The 17,146-nt window shown below is 72.8% G+C and carries 13 protein-coding genes and 1 pseudogene; 4 read left to right on the top strand and 10 right to left on the bottom strand.

All coding sequences use genetic code 11. The features are described from left to right. The 5 genes and pseudogenes from ABZ340_RS29275 to ABZ340_RS29255 form a co-directional block, all read right to left on the bottom strand. A pseudogene (locus tag ABZ340_RS29275) lies at positions 1-96 on the bottom strand (ankyrin repeat domain-containing protein); the annotation flags it as partial. Positions 97-264: 168 nt separating this feature from the next. Further along, the gene (locus ABZ340_RS29270) at positions 265-1,644 is read right to left on the bottom strand and encodes a GH1 family beta-glucosidase (RefSeq protein ID WP_358784848.1); all 1,380 of its coding nucleotides are present in this window, start codon (positions 1,642-1,644) and stop codon (positions 265-267) included. A gap of 221 nt (positions 1,645-1,865) precedes the next feature. Next, on the bottom strand, positions 1,866-2,693 hold the full coding sequence (locus ABZ340_RS29265; RefSeq protein ID WP_358784847.1) for a carbohydrate ABC transporter permease: 828 nt from the start codon (positions 2,691-2,693) through the stop codon (positions 1,866-1,868). A 5-nt stretch (positions 2,694-2,698) separates the two neighbouring features. Further along, positions 2,699-3,655, bottom strand: coding sequence for a sugar ABC transporter permease (locus tag ABZ340_RS29260; RefSeq protein WP_358784846.1), 957 nt, complete (start codon positions 3,653-3,655; stop codon positions 2,699-2,701). Between the two features lie 12 nt (positions 3,656-3,667). Then, the gene (locus ABZ340_RS29255) at positions 3,668-4,867 is read right to left on the bottom strand and encodes a sugar ABC transporter substrate-binding protein (protein WP_358784851.1); all 1,200 of its coding nucleotides are present in this window, start codon (positions 4,865-4,867) and stop codon (positions 3,668-3,670) included. A 608-nt stretch (positions 4,868-5,475) separates the two neighbouring features. Between ABZ340_RS29255 and yicI the strand changes: the two genes are divergently transcribed. After that, a complete protein-coding gene (yicI, locus tag ABZ340_RS29250) occupies positions 5,476-7,746 on the top strand; it encodes an alpha-xylosidase (protein WP_358784845.1) in 2,271 nt (756 codons plus the stop codon). 297 nt (positions 7,747-8,043) lie between these two features. Here the strand turns inward: yicI and ABZ340_RS29245 are convergent, their stop codons facing one another. Continuing rightward, positions 8,044-9,105 carry an ABC transporter permease gene (locus ABZ340_RS29245; protein ID WP_358784844.1) on the bottom strand — a complete coding sequence of 354 codons (1,062 nt, stop codon included), beginning with the start codon at positions 9,103-9,105 and terminating at the stop codon, positions 8,044-8,046. Between the two features lie 153 nt (positions 9,106-9,258). Further along, entirely contained in the window at positions 9,259-9,855 is a 597-nt protein-coding gene (locus ABZ340_RS29240; RefSeq protein ID WP_358784843.1) for a DNA starvation/stationary phase protection protein, read from the bottom strand. Between the two features lie 261 nt (positions 9,856-10,116). Here ABZ340_RS29240 and ABZ340_RS29235 point away from each other — a divergent pair, with 261 nt between their 5' ends. Together ABZ340_RS29235 and ABZ340_RS29230 are read left to right on the top strand one after the other, a co-directional pair. Beyond that, a complete protein-coding gene (locus ABZ340_RS29235) occupies positions 10,117-11,241 on the top strand; it encodes a Gfo/Idh/MocA family oxidoreductase (RefSeq protein WP_358784842.1) in 1,125 nt (374 codons plus the stop codon). Next, the gene (locus ABZ340_RS29230) at positions 11,238-12,185 is read left to right on the top strand and encodes a PmoA family protein (RefSeq protein ID WP_358784841.1); all 948 of its coding nucleotides are present in this window, start codon (positions 11,238-11,240) and stop codon (positions 12,183-12,185) included. Before ABZ340_RS29235 ends, ABZ340_RS29230 begins: the two co-directional genes overlap by 4 nt. A 75-nt stretch (positions 12,186-12,260) precedes the next feature. On the opposite strand, the gene ABZ340_RS29225 is transcribed toward ABZ340_RS29230, so the two are convergent. The 3 genes from ABZ340_RS29225 to ABZ340_RS29215 form a co-directional block, all read right to left on the bottom strand. Beyond that, positions 12,261-12,932, bottom strand: coding sequence for a phosphatase PAP2 family protein (locus ABZ340_RS29225; RefSeq protein ID WP_358784840.1), 672 nt, complete (start codon positions 12,930-12,932; stop codon positions 12,261-12,263). A 378-nt stretch (positions 12,933-13,310) separates the two neighbouring features. Further along, positions 13,311-15,575: a heavy metal translocating P-type ATPase gene (locus ABZ340_RS29220; protein ID WP_358784839.1), complete on the bottom strand. Its 2,265-nt coding sequence runs from the start codon at positions 15,573-15,575 to the stop codon at positions 13,311-13,313. Between the two features lie 90 nt (positions 15,576-15,665). Beyond that, positions 15,666-15,947, bottom strand: a complete 282-nt coding sequence (locus tag ABZ340_RS29215) for a heavy-metal-associated domain-containing protein (protein ID WP_358784838.1) — start codon at positions 15,945-15,947, stop codon at positions 15,666-15,668. A 201-nt stretch (positions 15,948-16,148) separates the two neighbouring features. On the opposite strand from ABZ340_RS29215, the gene ABZ340_RS29210 reads away from it, so the two are divergent. Continuing rightward, the gene (locus tag ABZ340_RS29210) at positions 16,149-17,141 is read left to right on the top strand and encodes a hypothetical protein (RefSeq protein ID WP_358784837.1); all 993 of its coding nucleotides are present in this window, start codon (positions 16,149-16,151) and stop codon (positions 17,139-17,141) included. The last annotated feature ends 5 nt before the right edge of the window (positions 17,142-17,146 follow it).

Genomic DNA, 17,146 nt, shown 5'->3' with positions numbered 1-17,146 from the left:
GCCGCCCTTCACGGCCCACTCCAGCGGGGTGTACCCGGTGCCGTGGTCCTCCCGCAGGCCCGGATCGGCGCCGCCCTCCACGAGGGCGCGGCCGGCGTGATCGTGCGTGAGGTACTGGCCGACCCGGCAGCGTACGCCGAGCGCGCGGCGGGATGAGCCGGGGGCCGGCCGAGAGCGGCCGGGAGCAGGACGGCCGGGGCCTCCGGCCGGACCCGACGCTCCGCTCCCGCTTCCGCTTCCGCACTGCCCCCGTTCCCGCTCCCGTCAGCGGCGCTGCGCCGCGATCATCTCCCGGTACCAGTGGTAGCTGTCCTTCGGCGTACGCCGCTGCGTGTCGTAGTCGACGCGGACGATCCCGAACCGCTTGCCATAGCCGTACGCCCACTCGAAGTTGTCCAGCAGCGACCACACGTAGTAGCCCCGGACGTCCACGCCCGCATCCATCGCCGCCCGCAGCGCGGTGAGGTGGTCGCGCAGGTAGGCCACGCGGTCGGCGTCGTGCACCGCCCCGTCGGCGGCGACCGTGTCGTCCTCCGCGGAGCCGTTCTCGGTGATGTGGACCGGCGGCAGCGCGTCGCCGTACTGCTGCTTCAGCCGCACCAGCAGGTCGGTGAAGGTGTCCGGGGCGACCGGCCAGTCCATCGCCGTGTGCCTCACGCCCGGCATCCGCACCTCCTCGTACCGGTTGTCCGTCGCCACCCGCCGCGCCGGGTCGGGTTCCCGGTGAGGGGCGTCGGCGACCACGATGGGCCGGTAGTAGTTGACGCCGAGGAAGTCCAGCGGCTGGGAGATCAGTTCCAGGTCGCCGTCGCGCCGGAAGTCCTGACCGGTGATCAGCTCGCCCCAGGTCTCCTCCTCCGTGGCCGGGTAGCGTCCGGCGAGGATCGGCTCGGTCCACACCAGGTTGTGCTGGGTGTCGGCGCGGACCACGGCCGCCAGGTCGGCGGGGGAGCCGGTGGCGGGAAGGTTGCGGTCGAGGTTGAGCGTGATGCCCACCTCGCGCGCGCCGGCCGCCCGCAGCGCCTGCACCGCCAGCCCGTGGCCGACCAGCAGGTGGTGGGCGGCGGCCAGCGCGCCCCGGCCCTCGCGGGCGCCGGGCGCGTGGCGGCCGACGGAGTAGCCGAGGAAGGCGCTGCACCACGGCTCGTTGAGGGTGATCCAGCGCGGTACCCGGTCGCCGAGGTGCTCGGCGACGACGGCCGTGTAGTCGGCGAACCGCTCCGCCGTCTCACGCGTCCGCCAGCCGCCCCGGTCCTCCAGTGCCTGCGGCAGGTCCCAGTGGTAGAGGGTGGCGGCCGGTTCGATGCCCGCCGCGAGCAGCTCGTCCACCAGCCGGGAGTAGAAGTCCAGGCCCTTGGGGTTCACCGGGCCCGACCCGTCCGGCACGATCCGCGGCCAGGCGATCGAGAAGCGGTAGGAGTCCACGCCCAGGCCGCGCAGCAGCGCCACGTCCTCCCGGTAGCGGTGGTAGTGGTCGCAGGCCACGTCGCCGGTGTCGCCGTTCGCGACGAGGCCGGGGGTGTGGCTGTAGGTGTCCCAGATCGACGGGCCGCGGCCGTCCTCGCGTACCGCGCCCTCGATCTGGTACGAGGCGGTCGCGGCGCCGAAGACGAAGCCGGGCGGGAAACCGGGGAAGTCACTCATGCGGTGAGGCCCATTTCGATGCGTACGGTGGTCACTTACGTGACCGGTGGTCATGTGCGCTTGCGGTGGTCACTGATGCGTGCGGTGGTCATGTGCGCTTGCGGTGGTCACTGATGCGTGCGGTGGTCACTTGCGCGAGCGGTGGTCACTGATGCGTGCGGCGATCGCTGACGCGCGCAGTGGCCACCGATGCGCGCAGTGGCCACCGATGCGCGCAGTGGTCACTTGATGGAACCACCGGTGATGCCGGCGGCGATGTACTTCTGGGCGAGCACGAGCAGGATCGCAGCCGGAACCGCGGACAGGACGGACGCCGCCATCACCGAGCCCCAGTCGCCGACGTGCGCGCCGATGTACTGGTAGATGCCCAGGGTGATCGGCTTGACGTCGTCCGTGGTGTTCAGGGTGAGGGCGAACATGAAGTCGCTCCACGAGAACAGGAACGCGAACAGACCGCAGGTGATGAGCGAGTTGCGGCTCATCGGCAGCACCACCCGCACGAACGTCCGCACCGGACCGGCCCCGTCCATCTGCGCGGCCTCGATCACCTCACCCGGGATCGACACCATGAAGGAGCGCATCAGCACGATGGAGAACGGGATGCCGAGGGAGGCGTCCGCCAGCATCAGGCCGAAGGAGGAGTTCACCAGGCCGAGATCGACGTACGAGTTGTAGAGCGCGTTGGCGATGACGATGCCCGGCACCATCTGCGTGATCAGCGTGCCGAACACGATCGTCCGCGACCCGCGCAGCCCGAACCGCGCCAGCCCGTACGCCGCCGGAGCCGCGATCGCCAGGCAGATGACGACGGCACCGAGCGAGACCACCAGCGAGGTGAGCAGGTGACCGCCCTGGTCGCTGATCGCCTTGGAGAAACCGGACAGGTCCAGGCTGCCCGGCACCGGGTCGACCTGGAGCAGCCCCGCCTCGGGCTGGAGCGCGGTGTTGAGCATCCAGTACAGCGGGAACAGCATCACGCACAGGATGAGCACCCCGGCGAGGGTGGAGCCCCAGCGGCGCCGGGGCGTGGCCGGTGTGGGAGCGGCCATGTCCGTCACTTCCCCTCGGTGCGGTTGGCCCGCAGGTAGAACACCGCGAACACCGCGGAGATCAGGATGAGTACGTTGCCGACGACCGCGCCCGCGCCGAAGTCCAGCTGCACGAAGGAGTTCTGGTAGGTGAGCGTGCCCAGGGTCTGGGTGGCGTCGGCGGGGCCGCCGTCGGTGAGGGCGAGGATCAGGTCGAGGATCTTCACCGTCGACATGAAGCCCAGTACGAGGACGACCGTGATGACCGGCTTGAGCATCGGCAGCGTGAGGGAGCGGAACGTCCGCCACGCGGAGGCGCCGTCCAGGGAGGCCGCCTCGTACAGCTCCTTCGGGATCTCCTGGAGGCCGCCGTACAGGATGACCATGTTGAACGGGATGCCGATCCAGATGTTGACCAGGATCACCGACAACAGGGCCAGGTGCGGGCTGGTCAGCCAGGGGGTGTGGCCGCTGCCCAGGCCCAGGGTGTCCAGGAACGAGTTCAGCACGCCCGTGTCCTGGTCGAGGATGCGCCGCCACACGACGCCGGACACCACCATCGGCACCAGCCAGGGCAGCAGGATCAGCGACCGCAGTGCCCCGCTCAGCGGGAACCTGCGGTTGAAGAAGACGGCGAGGGCGAGCCCGATGCAGAACTGCCCGAGCAGCGAGCCGGCGGTGAAGACGAGCGTGTGCCACAGCGCCTTGCCGAACAGGGCGTCGTGGAACACGTTCGCCCAGTTGTCGGCGCCGTTGAAGGGCGCCTCACCGGTGAAGAACGTCTTCGGCGTGTAGTGCTGGAAGCTCATCACGACGTTGCGTACGAGCGGGTAGCCGAAGAACAGCAGCATGAAGACGACCGCGGGGGCGACGAACCCCCACTGGGCGAGCCGGCGCCGGCGCCGCAGCCGGTCCGGGTCCGCGGCGCGGGACGCCGTGCGCGCCGCGGCCGGCGCGGGAGCGGTGACGGTGGACGTGGTCATGGGCGGCGTACCTCAGTTCCCGCTCGTGGCCCGCTGCTGGGCGCGCTTCAGGGCGGCCTCGCTGGACTGGCCGGTCAGGGCGGACTGGAAGGCGCTCTGCAGGGCGAGCGACACGTTCGGCCAGCCGGAGCCGACCCGGGCCGTACGCGACCGGGCGGCGGCGACCTGGTCGGCGAGGGCGTCCAGCTCGGGCACCCGCTCCCGCCAGACGGCGGCGGCCTTGGCGTGGGCCGGGACCATCCAGCTGTTGAGCGCGTACGTCAGCTGCTCCTTCTCGCCGGACAGGCAGGCGACGATCCGTCCGGCCGTCCGCTCCCGCTCCTCGTCACCGGTGCGGGGCACGGTGAGCACGGCCCCGCCGAGCGGACCGACCGACGGGGCACCGGCCTCGGGCACCGGGATCTCCGCGATGCCCCAGTGCAGCGACTTCTTGGTGTTGAGCGTCTCCACCTGCCACGGCCCGTTGATCATCATGGCCGCGTTGCCGGCCATGAACTGGTCGTTGACGTCCGCCTGCGTCCAGTTGACGGTCGACTTCGACAGCGAGCCGTCCTTCAGCAGCGCCTTCCAGTAGTCGAGGGCCTGGACGACCCGCGGGCCGTCCAGCTTCCGCTCGTCGCCGCCGTTGGACCACATGAACGGCATGAACTGGAAGACGCCGTCCTCCGCGCCGCCCGCGCTCAGCGCCAGCCCGTACCGCTTGCCCTGCGTGAGCCTCTTCGCGGCCTCCCGCAGCTCGGCCCAGGTGGTGGGCACCTCCACACCGGCCTCGTCGAGGACGTCCTTGTTGTAGAAGAGCGCGAGCGTGTTCACCGACCGGGCCGCGCCGTAGTACGTCCCCCGGTACGAACCGAAGTTCACGATCCCCTCGGGGACGCCCCGGGTGCTCAGGCCCAGAGACCTGAGGTCGACGAGGCCGCCGGCCTCGGCGAAGACCGGCATCTCGGAAGCATCGAACTGCACGATGTCCGGCAGCGACTTGGAGGACGCCATGCGCAGCGCCTTCGTCATCACCTGCGCCGCCGGGACGCTCTGCTGCTCGATCCGCACGCCCAGCCGCTCGCCGCAGCGGGCCATCGCCTCCGCGTCCCAGCGGTGGTAGGACTCGTCGGTCGAGGAGTTCATCACGGTGTACACATCGCCGTCGCGTTGCTGTGCGCAGCCGGTCAGCGCCGCCCCGGCGATCAGGACGGAGGCGGCGGCGAACGGCATGACGGCCCTGACGGTGGGTGTCCTGCCCCGCGTGAAGCGTTCGGACATGTGGTGCGGCCCTTGCTGTCGTAACCGTCCGGCCCCTTTACCGGACGGTTTGTTTGGTGTGATGACTAATACGTCAAAGAAGGGGTGGCGCGCTAGGGAGAAGTGGCGTCCGTCTCTTTCTTCGTGCCGCTTACCGGCCGGGCGGGCAGGACGTCTCGGCTGGTCAGAGTCCTGAGGTCGGCGCGAAGGGAGGGCTGGACCGGATTAGTTTTGTGTACGATCAAAACGTCCGGCCAGGTCTTGGGAGGGCCCGATCGAGCACAGTCGAATGCCTGTCGAATCTTTATCGAACGACTATCGAATCCAGTCGAATTGCCGTCGAAACTCTCGAAGGCTCATCGAACGGAGACGAGCCGAGACGAGCCGAGCCGAGCCGAGCTGAGCCGAGCCGAGCTGAGCCGAGCCGAATCAAGGCGAACGGGCCGAATGAAGCCGAACGGGCCATGTGAAGCCGAACGAAGCCCGACGAAGCCGAAGGCCCCGGCCGGTCCGGCCCAGCCCACACCCCCACCGCCGGACGGTTCCCCACCGGACGGCTCCCGCCCCACCCGAGGAAGATCATGAAGTTCACCGACGGCTTCTGGCTCGTCCGCGACGGTGTGCGCATCTCGTACGCCACCGAGGTCCGCGACGTGCGCGCCGGCGCCGACCGCTTCACCGCCCACGCCGCCGTCCGCAAGGTGACCCACAGAGGGGACACGCTCAACACGCCGCTCCTCACGGTCGACTGCTTCTCCCCGGCCGAGGGCGTGATCGGCGTCCGCGTCACCCACCACGCCGGCAAGCGCCGGCCGGGACCCGACTTCGCCCTCGCGAGCCCCGCCGGCGAGACCGCCCGGGTGCGCCGGGAGGGCACCGTCACGGAGCTGACCAGCGGCCCGCTGACCCTCCGGCTGGACGAGGCCGCCCCCTGGGCCCTCGCCTTCCACGGCGCGGACGGGCGCGAACTGACCCGGGCGGGCCGCAAGGGCACCGCCTTCGCCGTCACCGGCGACGGCGCCCACCACATGCTCACCCAGCTCGCCCTCGGCGTCGGCGAACACATCTACGGCCTCGGCGAGCGCTTCACCCCGTTCGTCAAGAACGGCCAGGTCGTCGACATCTGGCAGGCCGACGGCGGCACCAGCAGCGAACAGGCCTACAAGAACGTCCCCTTCTACCTCTCCTCACGCGGCTACGGCGTCTTCGTCAACCACCCCGGCGCGGTCTCCTTCGAGGTCGGCTCCGAGGCCGTCGGACAGGTCCAGTTCAGCGTCGAGGACCAGACGCTGGAGTACTACGTCGTCGCCGGCCCCACCCCCAAGGACGTCCTCACCCGCTACACGGCCCTCACCGGCCGCCCCGCCCTGCCCCCCGCCTGGTCCTTCGGCCTGTGGCTCACCACGTCCTTCACCACCTCCTACGACGAGCGGACGGTGACGTCGTTCGTCGACGGCATGGCCGAACGCGGCATCCCGCTGTCCGTCTTCCACTTCGACTGCTTCTGGATGCGCGAGTACCAGTGGTGCGACTTCCAGTGGGACCCGGAGGTCTTCCCCGACCCGGAGGGCATGCTCGCCCGGCTGAAGGAGAAGGGCTTGAGGGTCAGCGCCTGGATCAACCCCTACATCGCCCAGAAGTCCCCGCTGTTCGAGGAGGCCGCCGCCCTCGGCCACCTGGTGCGCCGCCCGGACGGCGGCATCTGGCAGTGGGACCTGTGGCAGGCCGGCATGGGCCTGGTCGACTTCACCAGCCCCGACGCCCGCGCCTGGTTCCAGTCGAAGCTGAAGCCGCTGCTCGACCAGGGCGTGGACTGCTTCAAGACCGACTTCGGCGAGCGCGTCCCCACCGACGTCGTCTGGCACGACGGCTCCGACCCGCAGCGGATGCACAACTACTACACCCACCTCTACAACCGGACCGTGTTCGAACTCCTGGAGAAGGAGCGCGGCCGGGGCGAGGCCGTGCTCTTCGCCCGCTCGGCGACCGCGGGCGGCCAGCAGTACCCGGTGCACTGGGGCGGCGACTGCTGGTCCTCCTTCGAGGCCATGGCCGAGTCGCTGCGCGGCGGCCTGTCGCTGTCCCTGAGCGGCTTCGGCTTCTGGAGCCACGACATCGGCGGCTTCGAGGGCACCCCCGACCCGGCCGTCTTCAAGCGCTGGCTGGCCTTCGGCCTGCTGTCCTCGCACAGCCGCCTGCACGGCTCGTCGTCGTACCGGGTGCCGTGGGAGTTCGGCGACGAGGCGGTCGACGTCGCCCGGCGCTTCACCCTGCTCAAGCACCGGCTCATGCCCTACCTGTACGGCGCCGCCGCCGAGGCCCACCGCACCGGCGTGCCGGTGATGCGGCCCATGGTGCTGGAGTTCCCGCACGACCCGGCGTGCCGCCCGCTGGACCGGCAGTACATGCTCGGCCCCGACCTCCTGGTCGCCCCCGTCTTCACCGAGGACGGCGAGGTGGAGGTCTACCTCCCCGAAGGCACCTGGACCCACCTCCTCAGCGGCGAGAAGGTCACCGGCCCGGCCTGGCGCACCGAACGGCACGGCTACGACAGCCTCCCGCTGTACGTCCGCGAAGGCGCCGTCCTGCCGCTGACGACCGACGACCGGCGCCCCGACGGCGACTGGCTGGACGCCCCGGTCCTGCTCGTCCACCCGCCCGCCGGGCCCGAGTACGCCACCGAGGTCACCGTGCCCGACCCGGCCGGGGCACCGGCGGCCACGTTCCGCGTACGGCGCGAGGACGGCCTGCTGCGCGTCACCGCGAGCGGCACCGACCGGCCGTTCACCGTGCGCGTCCCGGGCGGCGCGAGTGCGCAGGGGGCGGGTGAGGTGACGGTGCCGCTGACCTGAGCACCGGGTGCGGGGCGCGGAACGCGTGGAGCACGGGCCGGGGCGCGGAACGCGTGGAGCACGGGCCGGGGCGCGGGACCCGTCGACCCACGCCCGGGCCCCGCGCCTGCGCGCCGGCCCCGCACCCCGCGCCGCGCAACACCTCGGCGCCCGAGGGCGTCCGGCGCTCCGGCACACAGGGGCGCCCGGCACCGTGGCCCTCGGTGAGCAGGCGCGCGGCTTCCTCGGCGCGGCTGCACCGCGAGGCGCCGCGCCGGATCATCCGCCTGCCGGCCACCTGCGAGGGCTCGGACCGCCTCACGAACCGGCGTGCGCCGGACGGCGTTCGCGGCTGCCGGGGTGGCGGTGCCGCCAGACCCAGAACACCGTGCAGGACAGCAGCGCCCAGCCGGCCAGCACCAGGAAGGGGAACGCGTGCTGGTGCCCGGAGAAGTACACCGCCGTGTGCTGGGCGTTGATCGAGGCGCCCGGCGGCAGCCACTGGCCGATCACCCCCAGCACCGACGGCAGCAGTGGCCAGGACACCGCGCCGCCGGACGACGGATTGCCCAGGAGCACCATCAGCCCCCACGTCGGCAGCATCGCCCAGCGTCCGACCAGGGTGTTGAACATGGTGAAGACCATGCCGCTGGCGAACATCGTGAGCGCCAGGATCAGCCACGACTCGACGAACGGCAGGTCGAGCGCGTCCAGCAGCCAGTCCACCACCGCCGCGATGGCGAAGGCGCCGAGCAGCGCGTAGGCCACCGTGAAGGCGATGCGTTCGGGCGGGGTGAGGGACCGCGCGTGCACGCTCAGCTGGATCGCCCCGACGAAGCCGATGATCACGGCGGCGAGGGAGATGTAGAAGATCGCCAGCCCGCGCGGGTCGCCCTCCTGCAGGGGCTTGATGTCCCGGACGGTGACCTCCACCCCCGTCTTCTCCCCCACGGCCGGCGCCGCCTGGGACAGGACCTCGGCGACCGAGGAGCCCGACGCGCTCGACAGGTCCAGGACGACGGACCGGCCGTCGTCCCGCAGTTCCAGGATCGCGAAGACCTCCTGTTCCTCGACCGCCCGCCGGGCGTCGGCCAGGGTGATGTAGGTGTGCACCTTCACCGAGGCGTTCAGCGCCTTCTCCAGGCCGATCAGGAAGCCCCGGCCCCGCTCCTTCTCGTACGAGCCGACCACCGCCGTCGGGATCGAGCGCGGTGTCGGATCCGCCATGGAGTACGTGTAGGACCCCGCGAAGAGACCGGCCGCGGCCGCCAGGATGAACACCAGCACCACGGCCGGCAGGAACGGGGACTCCTTGAAACGGGCCCACCGCTGCGCGAGCGTCGGCGGCTTGCCGTGCTCACCGTGTGACGTGTCGGGCATATCGCGCTCGTTCGCTCGTCCTGTGCCGGTCGGGTGCGTGGTCCTGCCGTCGTCGTGGTCTGCTGTCGTCCTGGTCCCGCCACCGTGGTGGTCTGCCGCCGTCCGGTGACATCCGGTGGCATCCGGCGGCACCGGGCCGCCCCGCGGCGCGGGTCAGACGCGCACCAGGGGAGTGTCGGCCAAGTGCTCCGCGACGAACCAGGCCTGGAGTTCGTTGGTGCGGACGACCTCGGAGACCAGCAGGTCGTTGGTCCCGTCGTCGCCCTGCTCCTGGGTGCGGGCCGCGGCGTCGTGGCAGTCGGTGAGGATCAGCTCGTGCGCCTCCAGCAGCCGCGACAGCATGGCGGGCACCTCCTCCACGCCGTCCGGCGGACGCGGCACGGCGGTGATCTCCGCGACGTGCCGGGGGTCGCCGACCGCCACACCGCCCAAGGTCTGGACGCGTTCCGCGATCGTGTCGACCAGCGCCAGCTGTTCGCCCGCGTGCTTGTCCAGCAGCAGGTGCAGCTGGTAGAACGTCGCCCCGCGCATGAGCCAGTGGTACTTCTTGTACAGGTCGTGCAGGATGCGCGTGTCCGCCAGCACCTTGTTGAGCCGCTGGCAGGAGTAGAGGCGGGCCTCCATGGACAGGGCCACGGGGAACTGCTTGACGGTGCCGAACTCCTGGATGATCCGGCCTCTTTGGTGCAGCCACGGCTGGCTGCCGTCCGGGCCCCGCCCCGAGGGCGTCGGCTGGGGATCGGTGGTCACGCCTGGACTCCTTCCGCGGAGAGCTGAGGGGGAGCCGGGGGCCGCACGGCCGGCTCCGGCTCCCTGCGACAGTCGACCAGCCGCCCGGCCTCCCCGCAAACGCTGCGGCCCGAGTGAGGCACGGGCCCGCCCGGCCGGTCCCGGTGACGTCCTCGCGCGATGCGCCCCGGGGTTGTCCTGACATGGCGCGCACCTCTAGGGTCGGCCGGAGTGAAAGCGCTTTCTGTGCGCGTCGTCCGCCGTACGCACGAGGAGAACCACATGGCCCGCACGTCCCCGGCCCCCGCCCGCCGCCGCGTCGCCGTGGTCGGCACCGGCGCCATCGCCGGCGGCAGCCACCTGTCCGCGCTCCGGGCCCACGCCGACCGGGCCGAGCTGGTCGCCGCCGTCGACGTGGACGAGGACCGGCTGGCCGCCTTCCGGGAGCTGGCGGGCGCGGACATCGCCGGATACACGTCGGTCGGCGACATGCTGGACGCCGTACGCCCCGACCTGGTCCTCATCGGCACGCCGCCGTCGCTGCACCGGGAACAGACGGTGGCCGCCCTGAAGGCGGGCTCCTGGGTGCTGTGCGAGAAACCGCTGTGCCTGTCGCTCGCCGAGTACGACGACATCGCGGCGGCCGAGGAGGCGTCGGGGGCGTACGCCTCCGTCGTCTTCCAGCACCGCTACGGCTCCGGCGCCGTCCACGCCCGCGAGCTGATCACCAGCGGCGAGCTGGGCGCCCCGCTGGTCGCCCACTGCCAGACCACCTGGTACCGCGACGCCGACTACTACGCGGTGCCCTGGCGCGGGAGGTGGGCCACCGAGGGCGGCGGGCCGACCATGGGCCACGGCATCCACCAGTACGACCTGCTGCTGCACCTGCTCGGCCCGTGGGAGGAGATCCGCGCGATGGCCTCGCGCCTGGTCCACGCCACCGAGAGCGAGGACGTCTCCACGGCCCTCGTGCGGTTCGCCGACGGCGCCCTGGCCACCGTCGTCAACAGCGTCCTGTCCCCGGACGAGGTGAGCCGCATCCGCGTCGACTGCGCCGACGCCACCGTGGAACTCACCCACCTGTACGGACACCGCAACGCCGACTGGACCTACACCCCGGCCCCGCACGTCGACCCCGGGCGCGCTGCCGCCTGGCGTGCCCCCGCCGCCGACGTGCCCAGCTCCCACGCCGCCCAGCTCGGCGCCCTCCTCGACGCCTACGACGCCGGCGTACGGCCACCCGGCAGCGGCACCGACGCCCGCGCCACCCTCGAATTCGCCGCCGCCCTGTACAAGGCGGCCTTCACCGGCCGTCCGGTCCGCGCCGGCGAGATCGGACCCGGCGACCCGTACTACGCCGCCCTGCACGGCGGCCACCCCGACTGGGCCCCGAAGGAGCGCGCATGAGTGTCCGGAGCATCCGCGTCAGCCACACCCACGGCGACCACGTCGCGGTCACCGCGGCGAGCGGCACCGAGATCCTGCGGTACGTCTACCGCCCCGACCCCGACCCGTTCGAGTCCCGCAAGCCGTACGCCCACCCGGTGCGCACCCTCGCCGGGCGCACCGTGACCGGCTACCGCCCCAGCGACCACCGCTGGCACAAGGGCCTCCAGATGACGGCGAGCCACCTCTCCGGCCAGAACTTCTGGGGCGGCAACTCCTACGTCCACGGCCGGGGCTACCTGCCCCTGCCCGAGCGCGTCGGCTCCATGCGGCACGACGGCTTCTCCGCGTTCACGGCCGAGGACGACCGCCTCGCCCTCACCGAGGACCTGACCTGGGTGGCGCACCACGGCGGGGAATGGGCCCGCGAGGCACGCGGCCTCACCGTCCACTCGGTCGACGAGGCGGCCGGAGCCTGGGCCCTGGACTGGTCGATCCGCCTCACCAACATCCGCGCCGAGCCGCTGGCCTTCGGCTCCCCGACCACCGCCGGCCGCGAGATGGCCGGCTACACCGGCCTGCAGTGGCGCGGCCCCCGCGACTTCACCGGCGGCACCGTGTTCGCCCCCGGCGCCGACGCGGTCGCGGGCGCGGACGCCGGGAAGCTGATGGGCACCCAGAGCCCTTGGCTGGCCTTCACCGCCGAGCACGACGAGACCGACGCCCACTCCACGCTCGTCTTCGCGCACGCCCCCGAAAACCTGGACGCCGCGCACGCGATCCACGCCTCCCACTGGTTCGTGCGCGCGGAGCCGATCCCGACGGCCGCCTTCTCCTGGGCGTTCTTCGAGGAGTTCGAGCTGGAGCCGGGCGAGTCCTTCGCCTACCGCTACCGGATCGTCGTCGCCGACGGCGCCTGGGACCACGCCCGCGTCACCGCCCACCTGGAGGGCCTGCCGTGGTGAACGACGGCCCCGGGCCCGCGCCCCGCACCTGCTGCCCGGTGCGGCCGGCCTGTCCTGCCTGAGGGGCGAGGGGCGTCAGGGCCTCCGCCCGGCGGCCGGTCCGGCTGCCGGCCCGTGCGGTCCCCGGGCCGCCGCCACCGCCGCCAGCGCGGTGGCGGCGCTCGCGATGCCCAGGACGGCCCCGGCCGCCACGTCACCCGGATAGTGCACGCCGGTGTGGACGCGGGAGTACGCCACGGCGCTCGCCAGCGCCCCGAGCGGTACCGCCGCGCCTGGCAGGACCACCCCGACGGCGACGGCGAACGCCACCGCCGACGCCGTGTGACCGGAAGGGAACGACGCCGACGTGGGCATGGGCACGTGCCGGTCCACGGTCACCCGGGCCGCCTCCCGGTCGGGCCGGGCCCTGCGCACCAGGCGCTTGCCGAGCAGGTTGGCCGAGGCCGAGGCCACGGCGACGGCACCGGCCCCGGCGAGCGCGGCCCTGCGGGACCGGGGGCCGCCGAGGGCCAGGGAAGCGGCGATGGCCAACGAGATCTTGGAGTGGTCGGCCGCGTGCGACAGGCGCCGCAGGGCGCGGTCGAGCGTGGGCGTGGGCGTGGCGGCCACCGCCGCGTACAGGGCGCCGTCCACGGCCCGCAGATCGCCGAGCACCGCCGCCGGACCCCGTCGGCGGTGGTGCGCGGAACCGGGCGCCGGGCCGAGCGGTCCGGTCGTGTCACCGTCGGCGTTGGTCGGTTCGGTCATGCGTTCTTTCCCTCAGAGGGCGCCGGGGCCGCTGCGGGCGCCCGCCGTCCTTCGGTCCGTTCCGGTACAAGCCTGGTCCGCGCCTGCCCCGGCCGCTGCCCGGCACACCCGTCCGGGCGACCGCCGTGTCCTGCGCGGACCGGGCACGGACCTCGGACCCCGGGCCCCAGACCTCGGACCTCGGACCTCGGACCTCGGACCCCGGGCCCCAGACCTCGGAGCTCGGACCCCGGGCCCCGGGCCCCGGACCCTGGGCCCCGGACCCCGTCCCGCTCATCACCGCTCCCGGGAAAGCCCGGCAGCCCGGCAGGAAAGCCCCGCTGCCCGGCACCCTCCGTGAGGGACGCCGGGCAGCGGGGACAACGGGCGGCGAGGCCGTCAGTCCGCGGCCTTGAAGCCGCGCAGGCGCAGGGAGTTGCCGACGACGAAGACCGAGGAGAAGGCCATGGCGGCTCCGGCGATCATCGGGTTGAGCAGGCCGGCGGCGGCGAGCGGCAGGGCGGCGATGTTGTAGGCGAAGGCCCAGAAGAGGTTGGACTTGATGGTGCCCAGTGTCCTGCGGGCCAGGCGGATGGCGTCGGCGGCGGCGCGCAGGTCGCCGCGGACGAGGGTGAGGTCGCCGGCCTCGATGGCGGCGTCGGTGCCGGTGCCCATGGCCAGCCCCAGGTCGGCCTGGGCGAGGGCGGCGGCGTCGTTGACCCCGTCGCCGACCATGGCCACCGAACGGCCCTCGCCCTGGAGGCGCTTGACGACGTCGACCTTGTCCTGCGGCATGACCTCGGCGACGACATGCTCGGGGGCGATGCCCACCTCGCGGGCCACGGACCGGGCCACGGCCTCGTTGTCGCCGGTCAGCAGGATCGGCGTCAGTCCCAGGGCGCGCAGCCGGGCGATGGCTTCGGCGCTGGTGTCCTTCACGGCGTCGGCGATCTCCAGGACCGCCCGTGCCCGGCCGTCCCACGCGACGGTGATCGCGGTGCGGCCGGCCGCCTCCGCCCCGGCCTTGGCCCGGGCCAGGTCCGCCGGGAGCCCCATGGCCCACTCGGCGAGGAGCTTCTCGCGGCCGACGAGGACGGCGTGGCCGTCGACGATGCCCTGCACGCCGAGCCCGGGCACGTTCGCGAAGTCCTCGGGTGCGGGCAGCGCGCCCAGCTTCTGCTGCGCCCCGTCGGCGACGGCGCGGGCGATCGGGTGTTCGGAGGCGTGTTCCAGCGCGCCCGCCAGCCGCAGGACGTCCGTCTCGTCGGTGCCGTCGGCGGTGTGTACGGCGAGCAGGGTCATGCGGCCGGTGGTGACGGTGCCGGTCTTGTCCAGGACGACGGTGTCGACGCGGCGCGTGGACTCCAGGACCTCAGGGCCCTTGATGAGGATGCCGAGCTGGGCGCCGCGCCCGGTGCCGACCATCAGCGCGGTCGGCGTGGCCAGGCCCAGCGCGCACGGGCAGGCGATGATCAGTACCGCGACGGCGGCGGTGAACGCGGCGGCGGCTCCCGCGCCGTTGCCGAGCCAGAAGCCGAGGGTGGCCAGCGCCAGGGCGATGACGACGGGCACGAAGACGGCGGAGATGCGGTCGGCGAGCCGCTGGGCGGCGGCCTTGCCGTTCTGCGCGTCCTCCACCATCCGGGCCATCCGGGCCAGCTGGGTGTCGGCGCCGATCCGGGTGGCCTCGACCACCAGCCGTCCGCCCGCGTTCACGGTCGCCCCGGTCACCGCGTCCCCCACGCCGACCTCGACCGGCACCGACTCGCCGGTGAGCATGGAGGCGTCCACGGCGGAGGTGCCCTCGACGACCGCACCGTCGGTGGCGATCTTCTCGCCGGGGCGGACCAGGAAGCGGTCCCCGACCTTCAGCTCTGCGACGGGGATCTGCTCCTCACGGCCGCCCCGCAGGACCGTGACGTCCTTGGCGCCCAGCTCCAGCAGGGCCTTCAGCGCGGCACCCGCCTTGCGCTTGGAACGGGCCTCGAAGTACCGCCCGGCCAGGATGAAGGCGGTCACCCCGGCGGCGGCCTCCAGGTAGATGTTCCCGGCGCCGTCGGTGCGGGCGATGGTCAGCTCGAAGGGGTGCGTCATGCCGGGCGTGCCCGCGGTGCCGAAGAACAGGGCCCACAGCGACCACAGGAAGGCGGCCGTGGTGCCGACCGAGATCAGGGTGTCCATGGTGGCCGCGCCGTGCCGCGCGTTGGTGAAGGCGGCCTTGTGGAAGGGCCAGGCGGCGTACGTCACGACGGGCGCCGCCAGGGTCAGCGACAGCCACTGCCAGTACTCGAACTGCAGGGCGGGCACCATCGCCATCGCGATCACCGGGACGGCCAGCACCACGGCCGTGACCAGCCGGTCCCGCAGCGGCCGCAGGTCGTCGGCCTCCGCGGACCTGCCGGCCTCCGTGCCGGGGGCGGGCTCGGCGCGGACCGGCTCGGGCTCGCGGGCCGTGTACCCGGTCGCCTCGACCGTGGCGATCAGGTCCTGCACGGACACCTCACCGGAGTAGTGGACCTTCGCCTTCTCCGTCGCGTAGTTGACGGTCGCGGTGACCCCGTCCATCCGGTTGAGCTTCTTCTCGATCCGGGCGGCGCACGAGGCACAGGTCATGCCGCCGATGGCGAGTTCGACCTCGGCTGTGTCGGGGACCGTGGTGGCCATCACTACTCCTCGGACTGATCAGGACAAAGGGAAAGGGCGGAGACAGGGGGGGGCCGGGCCCGCGGGCGGGCCCGGCCGGTTGCGGGGCCTTCAGGCTGCGCGGCCGGTGAGCTCGTAGCCGGCCTCGTCGACGGCCTTCGCGATCAGGGCGTCGTCCGGCTCGGCGGCCGTCGTGACGGTGACCCGGCCGGTTTCGAGGTCGACGTCGACCGCCAGGACACCGTCCAGCGCGCCGATCTCCCGGGTGAGCGTGGCCTTGCAGTGCCCGCAGGTCATCCCGGAGACGTCGTAGACCGTGGCGACACCCTCGGTCGCCTCGGTGGCGGTGCCGGTGGAGCAGTGGCCGTCGGGGGAGCAGCAGGACGAGGACATGCGGGCCTCCTGTAAGGCTGTGCGAATGCGATACGGGTACCCGGTGGGGGTACCTCGGCCGATGGACTCCATGTATACCCCCTCCGGGTATCTGTCGCAAGTCCCGCCGCCGCTTGACTTAGTACCCCCTAGGGGTATGGTGAGCTGCATTGAGGCCTCCCGCCCCGGCCGGAGGCCCTGTTCTGGGAGGAGATCACCGCCATGAACACCGGAGTGAGGATCACGGCCTTCGCCGCCGCGCTGGCCGCGGCGTTCGGCACCGCGTACGGCGTGGGCAAGGGCGTCGACCCGGTCGTCGAGGACGCTGCGCCCGCCGCCCACGGCACACACGGCCGGCCCTCGCCCGCGCCCGGAGGCGGGGACGGGCACACGGGACACGCGAGCGCCCCGCCCGGCGGACTGCAGATCTCCGAGAACGGGTACACGCTCGCCCTGGCCACCCCGCACGTCACCGCCGGGGCCCCCGCCGAGCTGCGCTTCACCGTCCGGGACGGCGACGGCCGCGCCGTCACCGCCTACCGGCGCGAGCACGGCAAGGAACTCCACCTGATCCTGGCCTCACGGGACCTGACGACCTACCGTCACCTGCACCCCGAGCGCGCCGCCGACGGCACGTGGAGCACCCCCGTCGAGCTGCCCCGGGCGGGCGGCTACCGGGTCTTCGCCGACTTCACCCCGGCGCGGAAGGGCGCCGGCAACCTCACCCTCGGCGCGGACCTGGCGGCCTCGGGCCGCTACGAGCCGCGGGCACTGCCCGCCCCGGACACCACCGCCAGGACCGGCGGCTACGAGGTCGAACTGGCCGGCACCCTGCGCCCCGGCCGGGCGAGCGAGCTGACCCTGAAGGTCTCCCGCGACGGCAGGCCCGTCACCGACCTGGAGCCCTACCTCGGCGCCTACGGCCACCTGGTCGCCCTGCGCTCCGGAGACCTCGCCTACCTCCACGTCCACCCGAACGGCGAACCCGGCGACGGCACCACCAAGTCCGGCCCCGACGTCTCCTTCACCGCCACCGCGCCCAGTGCCGGCACCTACCGCCTCTTCCTCGACTTCCGGCACGAAGGGCGCGTGCACACCGCGGCCTTCACGGTCCGGGCGGGAGGACCGGGGGCCGGGCAGCAGCCGTCCGGCACCGCGGAGGAACGCCCCGGCGCCGGAGAAGAGCACTCCGACGGCCACAGCCACAGCCGCTGACGGAC

The organism is Streptomyces sp. NPDC006134, assembly GCF_040628835.1.
Lineage (GTDB): Bacteria > Actinomycetota > Actinomycetes > Streptomycetales > Streptomycetaceae > Streptomyces.
This window is presented reverse-complemented; position numbering and strand designations above follow the sequence as displayed.